The sequence below is a fragment of the Geothrix sp. genome, assembly GCF_049292215.1.
GTDB lineage: Bacteria > Acidobacteriota > Holophagae > Holophagales > Holophagaceae > Geothrix.
Genome location: NZ_JBATQW010000039.1, coordinates 1 through 10,885, shown reverse-complemented (window position 1 = coordinate 10,885; position 10,885 = coordinate 1). Strand labels below are relative to the sequence as shown.

The window sequence follows — 10,885 nt, the reverse complement described above, 5'->3', positions numbered from 1 at the left end:
CCCATGGACAGCGCCCGCCGCGCCCAGGCCCTGGTGGTGACCCGCGCCGCGCGGGTGCAGGACCGCGCCGAAATCGAGGCCTGGTGGGCCCGCCACGGCTCGGGCGGCCCCATTTTCTGGGTGGACTTCGTCCTGGGCGGTCTGCGCCGCTGGCCGGCGGAGCTGCCGCCAGCCGAGGTCGAGGGTCCCGCCTTCGCCTGGTGCGGGCTGGGGCACCCGGAGGCCTTCTATGCCGACCTGTTGCTGGCTGGCCACACGTGGGTTGGCTCGCGCAGCTTCCCGGACCACCGGGGTCCCTCACCGGCGGACCTGCGCCACCTGCAGGCCCAGGCCCGGGCCGAAGGGGCCGGGTGGCTGGTCTGCACCGAGAAGGATGCGGTGAAGCTCGGCCCGGATCATGCGCGGGTCCTGGACCTGCCGCTCCTGGTGGCCGAGCAGCGGGTGGCCGGCGGCGAGCCCCTGCTCGCCTGGGTGCAGGCTCGATTGAGCTGATTCGGCCGCTTGGAAGGAACAGGCCCACCTTCCCCGGAGGGCCCGGGGCCGCTATGCTTGCGCCCATCCATCCACCCACCCCATCGCCTCTGAGGAGGACAGCATGTTCAAGCAGATCGTCCAGGGATCGCTCTTGCTCGCGGCCCTGGGCCTCCACGCCGGAGACACCGTCAAGATCGCCCTCACCGGGCCCTTCAGCGGCGGTTCCGCGCCCATGGGCACCTCCGCGCGGGACGGCTCCAAGCTCGCCATCGCCGAGATCAATGCCGCCGGCGGCATCCTGGTGGGCGGCAAGAAGATGAAGATCGAGATCATCGAGCGCGACGACGAGGCCAAGAACGAGCGGGGCGCCCTCATCGCCCAGGAGCTGGCCGCCATGGGCGACCTGACCGGCGTCATCGGCACCGTGAACACTGGCGTCTGCATGGCCGGCGACAAGCACCTGCAGGAGAAGGGCATCACCAAGATCATCTGCCCCGCCGCAGGTTCCGCGTCCATGACCCAGTGGGCCAACAAGCCAGACAAGCCCGGCGTGAAGGACAACTCCATCTTCCGCTTCGCCGCCCATGACGGCATCCAGGCCGCCATGGTCGTAGAGGAAGCCATCAACCGCAAGTTCACCAAGGTGGCCGTGGTCTTCGACTCCACGAACTACGGTGTGTCCGGCCGGGACGACATGCTGGACCAGATCAAGAAGCAGGGGAACAAGCTGGAGGTGGTGGCGCAGGAGAAGTTCAACATCGGTGACAAGGACATGACCGCCCAGCTGCTGCGCGCCAAGTCCGCCGGCGCCCAGGCCATCCTCATCTGGGGCATCGGGCCCGAGCTGGCTGCCGTGTCCAACGGCATGGCCAAGATCAACATGAAGGTCCCCCTCATCGGCGGCTGGACGCTCTCCATGTCCAACTTCATCGACAACGCCGGCAAGAACGGCAATGGAACCCTGATGCCGCAGACCTTCATCGAGGAGCCCATCACGCCCAAGGCGAAGAGCTTCATCGAGGGCTACCACAAGACCTACAAGGTGACCCGCATTCCCTCCCCCGTGGCTGCGGCCCAGGGTTACGACGCTGTCTACCTCATGGCTGCTGCCGTGAAGCAGGCTGGCAGCACCGATACGAAGAAGGTCAAGGAGGCCCTGGAGGATCTCAAGGAGCCCGTGGTGGGCGTCATTGCCACCTGGAACCACCCCTACACCAAGTGGGATCCCGCTGACGTGACCACCCACGAGGCCTTCCGCCGCGAACAGACGGTCATGGGCATGGTGCAGGATGGCCGCGTGGTCTTCGGCAACGACGCCGACCGGGAACGCCTCCGCAAGTCCGCCATCACGGCCACTCCCGCCAAGGCCAAGGGCAAGAAGAAGTAGCTTCCCAACCCGTGACCCGGGGGGCTTCGGCCCCCCGCTTTTTCCCCCGAGCAGGCTCGCATGAACGCATCGATCATTGGGCAGATGGCCGTCAGCGGCGCCCTGATGGGGCTGGTCTATGCCCTCATCGCCTACGGCTTCCAGCTGACCTTCGCCACCAGCAAGAGCATCAACTTCGGTCAGGGCGAGTTGGTGATGGTCTCGGCCTTCTTCAGCCTCACGCTGCTCAACCTCGGCGTGCCCTACTGGGCCATGATCCCGGGCGGCCTGCTCTTCGGCGCCATCATGGGTCTAGTGGTGGAGCGCGCGGGCGTGCGGCTGGCGCTGGAGCAGAAGGGCGAGGGCTGGATCCTGCTCACGATCATCATCGGCCTCTTTTTCTTCTCCGCCGCCGAGAACATCTGGGGTCGGGATGACCGCCCCTTCCCCACGCCCATCTCGGCCGATCCCATCCACGTGCTGGGCGTGGACATCACCCGCCTCGAGCTGTCCGTGGCCGTGGGTGTGCTGGCCATCATGGGGGCCATCGAGCTGTTCAAGCGCCGCACCCTGCTGGGCAAGGCCTTCGAAGCCGTGTCGGCCGACCGCGACGCCGCCGAGCTCATGGGCATCTCCGCCACCCGCACCGTCATGCTGTCGTACGGCCTGTCGGGCGCCGTGGCGGCCCTGGCGGGCATCCTGGTCTCCCCCATCACCACCGTGGGGCCGACCATGGCCTCGGCCCTCATCCTCAAGGCCTTCTCCGTGGCCGTGGTGGCGGGCCTGGACTCGGGGTTCGGGGTGGTGCTCATCGGCATGTTCCTGGGGGCGCTGGAGAGCCTGGCCAGCTTCTACCTGGGCAGCGGCTGGCGCGAGGCGCCGGGCCTGGTGCTGCTCATCCTCGCCCTGGCGGTGCGGCCCACGGGTGTATTCGGCAAAGCCATCATCCGGAAGGTGTGAGATGAAGAGAATCTTGCTCCTCCGCGGCGCCGAGCTCCTCGTCTTCGCCTTCCTCGGCACCATCCCTCTGCTGGTGGTGAACCCCTACGCCCTGGGCCTGCTCACCCTGCTGGCCATCTACGGCATTCTGCTCATCGGCCTGGACGTCACCGTGGGCTACTTGGGCCAGGTGAACCTCGCCCACGTGGCCTTCCTGGGCCTGGGCGCCTACGCGGCCGGCCTCGCCGTCACCAGGTTCGGCCTGGGCATGGGCCCGGCCCTGCTGGCCGCCATGGCCGTGGGTCTGGTGTTGGGCGGCCTGCTGGCCCTGCCCGCGCTGCGCCTGGAGGGTCCCCAGTTCGCCCTGGCCACCCTCAGCTTTGCCGCTCTCAGCACCACGGCCCTGAACGAGCTGGAGCACCTCACGGGCGGCGCCCAGGGGCTGAGCCTGAACCGGCCGCCAGTCTGGGGCCACGCACTGACCCCGCCCTTGTTCTTCTGGCTCTGCCTGGCCCTCCTGGGCGTGGTCTGGCTCCTCATGCGCAACCTGCTGGCTTCGCAGTGGGGCCGCGCCTTCGAGGCCCTGCGGGACAGTCCCATCGCCACGGATGCCATGGGGGTGGGCACCTACCGGCACAAGGTGGCAGCCTTCGCCCTGGGCTCCAGTCTGGGCGGCCTGGCGGGCGGGCTCTACGCCTTCAACTTCCAGTACCTGCAGCCCCAGAGCTTCACTTACGACCTGATGATCATCCTGTTGCTGGGGGTGGTGCTGGGCGGGCGTAAGAGCCTGTGGGGCGCCTTCGTGGGCGCCACGGTCATCGTCCTGCTGCCCAACCTGCTGTCGAACCGCCTGCTCTTCCAGGTCTTCTCGGGCCTTGGTTTCGCTGGAGCCCTGGCGGCAGGTCTGCGCGGTCTGGTGAAGAAGACCGCCCGCCCCTTCCAGGCCCTGGCCCCTGGCATCGCCATGGGCCTGCTGGTGGTGGGCGGACTCTTCGTGGAGAACACCGAGGACTGGCGCAAGGCCATCTTCGCCCTGATGCTCTTCTCCGTGGTGGTGGGCCTGCCCGAGGGCCTCATGGGCTTCCTGTCCCTCTTTCTGGCGAAGCTGTTCCGCGTGCCACACGCGCCCCTGCCCGAGCCCACGGACATTGAGGCCATCCTGCCGCCTCGCGCCGCCGACGGCTCGCCTCTGCTTGTCATCGAGGATCTCAAGCGGTACTTCGGGGGAGTGAAGGCTGTGGACGGCCTGTCCATGACGATCAAATCCGGCGCCATACACGGCCTCATCGGCCCCAACGGCTCGGGCAAGAGCACCGTGGTGAATGTCATCTCTGGGCTCTACACACCCAGCGCCGGCCGCATCCTGTTGCGGGGCGTGGCCCTGCCATCGGGCAGCCTCTACCAGGTGTCAAAATCCGGGGTTGCGCGGACCTTCCAGAACCTCCAGCTCTTCGCCGAACTCACGGCCCTGGAGAACGTCATGGTGGCGCTCAAAGGCGTGTACCGCAGCCCCCTGCCCCTGGTACTTCTGGGCCTGGCCCGCAAGGAGGAACGCCAAGCCCAGGCCGACGCCCTCTGTCTTCTGGACCGCATCGGCCTGAAGGACCAGGCCCTCACCAAGGCCAAGGACCTGACCTACGGCGCCCAGCGCTTCCTGGAAGTCGCGCGCGCCCTGGCCCGCAAGCCCGACCTGCTCATCCTCGACGAGCCCGCCGCGGGCCTCGCCCACCCCGACGCAGTCCAGCTCATCGAGATCATCAAGCGGGTCCACCAGCGTGGCATCAGCATCCTCCTCATCGAGCACCACATGGACGTGGTGAGCGAGCTCTGCGACACCGTGACCGTACTGGATGGCGGCAAGGTCATCGCCGAAGGCACGCCTGACGAAGTGAAGCGCGATCCCAAGGTGGTGGAAGCCTACCTGGGGCAGCCCCCGCAAACCGACCTCCCTGGCGAACCCTCGCCCCAGCCGGCCTAGGAGGCAGTCATGCTGCAAGTGGAAGATCTCCATGCAGGCTACAGCGCCAGCGAAGTGTTGACGGGCACCACACTGACCGTGAAACCGGGCACCCTGGTGGCCCTCATCGGCGCCAACGGCGCGGGCAAGACCACCACCATGCGGGCCATTTCCGGCGGCCTGAAACCCAGCCGCGGCAAGGTCAGGCTGGACGGCCAGGAGGTGCAGGGCCTCGATGCCTCGCGCATCGCCCGGCTGGGACTGGCACACTCACCCGAGGGGCGAAAGGTGTTCGGGCCGCTCTCGGTGGAGGACAACCTCCTGCTGGGCGCCTACTCGCGTCTGCCCCGCTTCTTCGGCTTCCAGACCAAGGCCCAGGCCGATCTGGATCGCGTCTACGAGTTGTTCCCCAAGCTGAAGGAGCGCACCAAGCAGGCTGCGGGCACACTCTCGGGCGGTGAGCAGCAGATGCTGGCCATCGGCCGCGCCCTCATGGCCCGGCCCAAGGTCATGCTCCTGGACGAGCCCTCCATGGGCCTCGCCCCCGTCATCGTGCAGGAGGTCTTCCGCACCATCCGGCGCCTGAAGGAGGAGGGCATCACTCTCCTGCTGGTGGAGCAGTTCGCCAAGAGCGCCCTTGAAGTGGCCGATTACGCTTATGTCATGGAGCGCGGCCGCATCGCCGTCGAAGGCACCCCCGCCGAGTTGAGCCGCAACGAGCGCGTCATCGCCGCCTACCTGGGCTGAGCAGGGCTGGCCCCGGGACCGCCACTTGCGCTAGCATGGACCCCTGCCGCGGGCGTAGTTCAGTGGTAGAACGTCAGCTTCCCAAGCTGAATGTCGCCAGTTCAATCCTGGTCGCCCGCTCCAGTCTTCGAGACCCCCGTCAGGGGGTTTCGTCCTATCCGGGAAATCTGCCCGGAGGCTCTGCACCATCAACCGAGCCGGTCCCCGCCGTCCGCCTCAGTTCCGCCAGGCTCATTGCCCCAGGAGACTTCCCCCATGGACCATGAAGGACTGTTCGTGAAGGCCTTCCTCCGGTCGGAGAAGCAGGCGCGGTGGGCCCAGTTCCTCGCCAGCGCCAAGCGCCGCCGGGAGATCCTGGACCGCCTGAACCATGACCTGCCCTACCAGGCCGCCCTGGCCACCGTAATTCCCAGCCACCAGGACTTCCCCGTGGAGTTGGAGCGCCTGCTCCGGGCCAAGGGGGCGGGCCCCACCTGCCACGTGATGGTGGCCGGGCTGAAGCTCGATGGCCGGGAGTTGCCCCTCGCCGAGGCGCTCCAAGCCATCTGCCTGCAGGGCTCCGGCGCCGTCCTGTCCTGCCTACCTGGGCGCCTCGCCTACTACCGGCCCGAGTCCCCGGACGCCGGCATCCTGCTGGAGCGGCTCCCCCACTGAGGCCTTCCGCGCAGGCCTTCCCCTCGGACCCGCCGTGCTGCACACTCGCGCGGAGGCACCCACCAGGAGCGTCCCATGACCCGCACCATGGTTTTTCCCATCACCTTTCTCCTGCTCCAGGGTGTGGCTCCCGGGGCCCACGCCCAGGGCCGCCCCGATCCGGCGAAACTCATCGCTGCCCAGCAGGAAGCCCTGGGCAAGCTGGCCTTCATGGACGGCGTCTGGCGCGGCACCGCGTGGACCCTGCTGCCCTCCGGCGAAAGGCACACCATCACCCAGACCGAGCGAATCGGGCCCTTCCTGGACGGCTCGGTCAAGGTCATCGAGGGGCGGGGCTACGACCTGGGCGGCAAGGTCACCTTCAACGCCTTCGGCACCGTCTCGTTCCATCCCGCCACCAAGGCCTACACCCTGCACTCGCATGCCATGGGCAGCGTGGGCGATTTCGCGCTGACGCCTCTGGCGGACGGCTTCATCTGGGAGGTTCCCGCCGGACCCATGACCCTCCGCTACACGGCCACCATCAAGGGCGGGACCTGGTTCGAGGTGGGCGACCGCCTCCAGGCCGGCAAGGAGCCGGTGCGCTTCTTCGAGATGACCCTGAAGCGGGTGGGCGACACCACCTGGCCCGCCGGGGGCACGGTGCTGCCGAAATAGCCCGGGGCCTGCCCTGGGGGCTGTCCAGGAGATGCCATGGCCCGACCCAAACCCGACTTCCCCGATGGGGGCACCGCCGTTGTCGAGGCCTTCCTGGCCGGGCTGACACCCGCCACCCGGAGTGAAGTCGAAGCGCTCCGACGGATCATCCTGGGTGTCGATCCGACCATCGGGGAAGGCATCAAGTGAAAGGTGCCCAGCGTCCGCACTTCGGAATTTTTCGCCACCCTGCACCTGCGGATGAAGGTCGGCCTCGGCCTCTTTCTCCACCTGGGCGCCAAGGTGCGGGACATTCAAACCGTGCCCTGGAGGACCCAGAGGGCCTGATGCAGTGGCTGGCCTAGGACCGGGCCATGGTCGCGTTCTCAGACCTGGACGAGATTCAGGCCCGCCGGGTGGCGCTGGAAGGGCTCATCCGCCAGTGGATCCGGTTCGTGTGAGGTGTCAAGTCTGGCAACACGTATGCTGGAATGGATGTCCGGACATCACTTACAGTTTCAGACAGGTTTTTCGAGACGAATTTGCCTCCGTTGGCTAGGCTGTTCCACAAGTCCACGTCTAGACACCTTCTCATTTCGAACCAGCGAGGTACGCCATGGAGCTCCGCCTGCAGCGCAATCCCTCCAGCGCCCACGCCACCACGGGAACGCTCACGGTGGACGGCCAGTTCGAGTGCTACACCCTGGAGGACGTGGTTCGCGACCTGGGTCCCAAGGGTGAAGGCAAAATCAAGGACGAGACCGCCATCCCACCCGGCACTTACCCGGTGATCATCAACATGAGCCCACGCCTCAAGAAACTGATGATGCGCCTGCTGGAGGTTCCCTTCTTCGACGGAATCCTCATCCACAGCGGCAACAACGAGGCCCACACCAAGGGGTGCATCCTTGTGGGGAGCAAGCTGGCCGGGGACACCATTGCCGGGGGCACTTCCACGGGCGCACTTGCCGCCCTGAAGGCCAAGGTGCAGGCAGCCCTGGACCGGGGCGAGCCTGTGCGCATCACCATCCTGGCGGCCCAGCCACCGGCGTCCGTGCTCGGGGTCTAACCCTTGCCGTGGGCCTTCATGTCCACCAGCCGCTTGGCCTCGCGGCGGAGCAGCTCGGCCACGTTGCGGTCCTTGATGAGCAGTTTCATGTCGCTCTCATAGAGCCGCTTGAAGTGGGTCATGGCCACGGGCAGCGGGGTCCTGGGGTTCATGACCAGCGACTTGGTGATGGGATACTTCTTCATCCACTCCCGGCTGTTGGAGATGATGCGGAGCACCTCTTCGTTCACCGTGCGCATGTTGGCGATGTAGGCCACCTCGCCTTCGGTGATGCGGCCGTTGCGGATGACGTTCACCTGGATGAGGCGGTTGGCCTCGCGGATGAGGAAGGTGCGCTCTTCCTTGCCCCCCTTGATGGCCAGCATGATCTTCTGGTTGGTGGTGAGTTTCATCATGCGCTGGGTGAGGGTGAGGGTGATCTCATTGCCCTCGTCGTCCAGAATGGGTTTCTGCGCCAGCAGGCGACGCTCGGCGGCCATGTCCTCGGTCTCGATCTCGGCCTCGGCCTCCTCCTTCGACTTCTCCTTGGGCAGGGGCAGCTCGGACCAGGCACGGTCCAGGTGGCCGGCTTCGACCTCGTCGATGATCTCCAGCCGCTGCCGCTTGACCTCTTCGGGGATCAGGCGCAGGACGTCGAAGCGGAACTCGTTGACGCGCCGCTTGATGACGTATTCGGCCTCGGGGTGCTCCTCCAGCAGGTCCAGGATCCGGTGGCGCTCCATCCAGAGCACCTGATTGTTCAGCACGATCTCCAGCACCGAACCGGGCAGGCTGGGTACCGAGGCCTCTACGATGGCCGCGGTGAGCGAGGCGTTCAGGAGAGCGACTTCCAGCAGCGCGGGCTCCTTGCGGTGGCAGAGCGCCAGTTGCAGGGGCGCGGGCGGATCCACCCGGTCGAGCAGCACGCCCGTCAGCAGGGACTCGGGCATGCTCGCGAAGAAGGTCAGGCCCCGCTGGGTGTACGGGGTCTCCTTTAGGCAGGCATGGGCCAGGGCCTGCAACAGGTCCATGGTAGGCACCGGCAGGCTGCCCCCCACCAGGGCCATAGCCATGGGCTCGGGCAGACCGCCCTGGAGGAACCGCTCAACGATGGGATGCATGCTCATGGCCGGGTCACTTCCTCATCTTCATCGGGCACGATGGGCTCGTTCGGGAGTTCGGGCTGGGCCGGCCGCAGCCACCGGCCCTCGCCGTCAAAGACGCCGGCCCAGCTCTCGCCGATGCTCTGGCCATGGGGAATGCGGCGACCGGCGACTTCGACGTTCACCACTCCGGCGTTGTCCACGCGGATGGTGAAGGCCCCCTTTACCCGGAACCGCCAGGCCTCGGAGACCCGCAGGGTGCGGACCATGGGGGGGCCCCCTTCCGCCGTCTGGGGCTCGATGCGGATGTCGGCGATGTCCTGGGCCCGAAGGCTCACCAGCAGGCCCTGCTCATTCATGGGCGCCTCGGGCAGGAGCTCCCCGAGCACGGGATAAGGCGAGGCACTGGGCGCCGGAGGCGGTGGCAGGCTGGGCTTGCTGAGGGCGACCAGGTAGCTGGGCGGGGGCTTGTGGCCCAGGCTTGGCCCCGGCACCACCAGCCACAGCACCACGACCGCGGAGGCCCCCGTGAGCACGGCCATCACGATGCGCTCCAGGCGCTCGCGGCGGGGATCCGGCGGCTCCAGCTCCTGCCCCCCGGGTACGATCTGGAAGGCCCCGGTGTGGAACTCGAGGTCCACCCCCAACCGCTCGGCCAGCTGCCGGGCCAGGGGCCGGGGCCGGCCGGGCGGCAGGGCCACCCAGTCGTCGGCCTCAATGGCCTCCAGGTGGCGCACCGGCAGCTTGAGCTCCTTGGCCAGGGCCTCCAGGCTCAGGTCGCGGGCCTCGCGGGCCTGACGGATGAGCTGGCCGACGGACTCGCCCTCCCGCATCAGGACCACCCCACGGGCAGTTCCTTGACCAGGCGGGCCAGCTGCTCGCGCCGCTCGCCGCGGTTGAGGCGGCGGTCATCGAGGCTGCCGCGGTGGGCCATGGTGTCGGTGAGGGTGCGCTGCAGGTCATCGGGCGTGATGAAGTCCCGGCCCTCCAGCCAGGCTTCGGCCTGGGCCAGGGCCAGCCAGTGCTTGGCGGCGCGGGTGGAGCAGAAGCCGCCGCCGGCGCGGATGCGCTCCACCATGCGCTCCACGTAGTCGAGCACGGCCTCGGCCACCTTCACGGCCCGCACCGCGGCGCGGGCCTGGCGCCAGCCGTCCAGGTCCAGCACGGGCGAGAGGGTATCCAGCCGCTCGGCGCCCGCTTCCCCCGTGAGGATGCGGCGCTCTGCCGCACGGTCGGGGTAGCCCAAGTGGATGGTGCAGGAGAACCGGTCCAGCTGGCTCTCAGGCAGCGGGAAGGTGCCGGCGTGGTCCAGCGGATTCTGGGTGGCGATGACGAAGAAGGGCTCGGGCAGCTTGTGGGTGCTCCGATCCAGTGTGACCTGCCCTTCCACCATGGCCTCCAGCATGGCGCTCTGGGTCTTGGGACCGATGCGGTTCAGCTCATCCAGCAGCAGCACGTGGCAGAACACTGGCCCGGGCTGGAAGCGGAAGGCCTGCTCCTTGGCGTCCCAAAGGTGGACGCCCAGCAGGTCGGAGGGCAGCAGGTCGTTGGTGCCTTGCACTCGCTGGAAGGTGCCGCCGAGGATGCGGGACAGCCCCTTGGCCAGGGTGGTCTTGCCGACACCCGGCAGATCCTCCAGCAGCACGTGACCGCCCGCCAGCATGGTTGCGAAGGCCCGCCGGACTTGGGCCTCCTTGCCCACGACCACGGACTGCAGGGCCGCCAGGCCGGCGCGCGCGGCCGGACGGATCCCCTCCGCGCTGCGGACCGGAGGGATGAGGATGGGCGGGGCTTGGGTCATGGGGCCTTTCCAGGGAGTTGACTCTCGCCACCTGTCGGACCGTGCCCAGCACGCTCCTCCCGCTCGACCTTCGGCCTAGCGGAGGTGGAGCCTCCATCTTCCAGAGGAATGGCGTGCTCCCGCAAGCGCTGGGCCAGGGTCCGCACGGTCAGGCCCAGGG

General features: G+C 67.9%; 12 protein-coding genes and 1 tRNA gene. 10 read left to right on the top strand and 3 right to left on the bottom strand.

Translation table 11 applies throughout. The features are described 5' to 3' along the window. The 10 genes from WAS25_RS07040 to WAS25_RS06995 all read left to right on the top strand — a co-directional run. Positions 1 to 492, top strand: a 492-nt coding sequence (locus tag WAS25_RS07040; RefSeq protein ID WP_422310808.1) for a tetraacyldisaccharide 4'-kinase, incomplete at its 5' end; no start/stop codon positions are given. Positions 493 to 595: 103 nt separating this feature from the next. After that, entirely contained in the window at positions 596 to 1,861 is a 1,266-nt protein-coding gene (locus tag WAS25_RS07035; RefSeq protein WP_422310807.1) for an ABC transporter substrate-binding protein, read from the top strand. A 60-nt stretch (positions 1,862 to 1,921) separates the two neighbouring features. Continuing rightward, positions 1,922 to 2,800: a branched-chain amino acid ABC transporter permease gene (locus WAS25_RS07030; protein ID WP_422310806.1), complete on the top strand. Its 879-nt coding sequence runs from the start codon at positions 1,922 to 1,924 to the stop codon at positions 2,798 to 2,800. A 1-nt stretch (position 2,801) separates the two neighbouring features. Then, the gene (locus WAS25_RS07025; protein ID WP_422310805.1) at positions 2,802 to 4,757 is read left to right on the top strand and encodes an ABC transporter permease subunit; all 1,956 of its coding nucleotides are present in this window, start codon (positions 2,802 to 2,804) and stop codon (positions 4,755 to 4,757) included. Between the two features lie 9 nt (positions 4,758 to 4,766). Beyond that, positions 4,767 to 5,483: an ABC transporter ATP-binding protein gene (locus WAS25_RS07020; RefSeq protein WP_422310804.1), complete on the top strand. Its 717-nt coding sequence runs from the start codon at positions 4,767 to 4,769 to the stop codon at positions 5,481 to 5,483. A 48-nt stretch (positions 5,484 to 5,531) separates the two neighbouring features. Beyond that, positions 5,532 to 5,606 (top strand) — tRNA-Gly (locus WAS25_RS07015). 132 nt (positions 5,607 to 5,738) lie between these two features. Next, on the top strand, positions 5,739 to 6,137 hold the full coding sequence (locus WAS25_RS07010) for a hypothetical protein (RefSeq protein ID WP_422310803.1): 399 nt from the start codon (positions 5,739 to 5,741) through the stop codon (positions 6,135 to 6,137). A 75-nt stretch (positions 6,138 to 6,212) separates the two neighbouring features. After that, on the top strand, positions 6,213 to 6,794 hold the full coding sequence (locus WAS25_RS07005; protein ID WP_422310802.1) for a DUF1579 domain-containing protein: 582 nt from the start codon (positions 6,213 to 6,215) through the stop codon (positions 6,792 to 6,794). A 36-nt stretch (positions 6,795 to 6,830) separates the two neighbouring features. After that, a complete protein-coding gene (locus WAS25_RS07000; RefSeq protein ID WP_422310801.1) occupies positions 6,831 to 6,983 on the top strand; it encodes a hypothetical protein in 153 nt (50 codons plus the stop codon). A gap of 406 nt (positions 6,984 to 7,389) precedes the next feature. Further along, positions 7,390 to 7,842: a DUF5675 family protein gene (locus WAS25_RS06995; protein WP_422310800.1), complete on the top strand. Its 453-nt coding sequence runs from the start codon at positions 7,390 to 7,392 to the stop codon at positions 7,840 to 7,842. Here the strand turns inward: WAS25_RS06995 and WAS25_RS06990 are convergent. The 3 genes from WAS25_RS06990 to WAS25_RS06980 are packed head-to-tail and all read right to left on the bottom strand — an operon-like array spanning position 7,839 to position 10,725. Next, entirely contained in the window at positions 7,839 to 8,948 is a 1,110-nt protein-coding gene (locus tag WAS25_RS06990; RefSeq protein ID WP_422310799.1) for a hypothetical protein, read from the bottom strand. The two genes, WAS25_RS06995 and WAS25_RS06990, sit on opposite strands and share 4 nt — an antisense overlap. After that, positions 8,945 to 9,757, bottom strand: coding sequence for a helix-turn-helix domain-containing protein (locus WAS25_RS06985; protein ID WP_422310798.1), 813 nt, complete (start codon positions 9,755 to 9,757; stop codon positions 8,945 to 8,947). The genes WAS25_RS06990 and WAS25_RS06985 overlap by 4 nt, the downstream gene beginning before the upstream one ends. Beyond that, positions 9,757 to 10,725, bottom strand: a complete 969-nt coding sequence (locus WAS25_RS06980) for an AAA family ATPase (RefSeq protein WP_422310797.1) — start codon at positions 10,723 to 10,725, stop codon at positions 9,757 to 9,759. Before WAS25_RS06980 ends, WAS25_RS06985 begins: the two co-directional genes overlap by 1 nt. Positions 10,726 to 10,885 lie beyond the last annotated feature (160 nt).

Excerpts from the sequence above, each read along its gene's own strand:
- WAS25_RS07010 (WP_422310803.1), top strand. The coding sequence starts at position 5,739 with ATGGACCATGAAGGACTGTTCGTGAAGGCCTTCCTCCGGTCGGAGAAG.
- WAS25_RS06980 (WP_422310797.1), bottom strand. The coding sequence starts at position 10,725 with ATGACCCAAGCCCCGCCCATCCTCATCCCTCCGGTCCGCAGCGCGGAG.
- WAS25_RS07020 (WP_422310804.1), top strand. The coding sequence starts at position 4,767 with ATGCTGCAAGTGGAAGATCTCCATGCAGGCTACAGCGCCAGCGAAGTG.
- WAS25_RS07005 (WP_422310802.1), top strand. The coding sequence starts at position 6,213 with ATGACCCGCACCATGGTTTTTCCCATCACCTTTCTCCTGCTCCAGGGT.
- WAS25_RS07000 (WP_422310801.1), top strand. The coding sequence starts at position 6,831 with ATGGCCCGACCCAAACCCGACTTCCCCGATGGGGGCACCGCCGTTGTC.
- WAS25_RS07030 (WP_422310806.1), top strand. The coding sequence starts at position 1,922 with ATGAACGCATCGATCATTGGGCAGATGGCCGTCAGCGGCGCCCTGATG.
- WAS25_RS06990 (WP_422310799.1), bottom strand. The coding sequence starts at position 8,948 with ATGAGCATGCATCCCATCGTTGAGCGGTTCCTCCAGGGCGGTCTGCCC.
- WAS25_RS06985 (WP_422310798.1), bottom strand. The coding sequence starts at position 9,757 with ATGCGGGAGGGCGAGTCCGTCGGCCAGCTCATCCGTCAGGCCCGCGAG.
- WAS25_RS06995 (WP_422310800.1), top strand. The coding sequence starts at position 7,390 with ATGGAGCTCCGCCTGCAGCGCAATCCCTCCAGCGCCCACGCCACCACG.
- WAS25_RS07025 (WP_422310805.1), top strand. The coding sequence starts at position 2,802 with ATGAAGAGAATCTTGCTCCTCCGCGGCGCCGAGCTCCTCGTCTTCGCC.
- WAS25_RS07035 (WP_422310807.1), top strand. The coding sequence starts at position 596 with ATGTTCAAGCAGATCGTCCAGGGATCGCTCTTGCTCGCGGCCCTGGGC.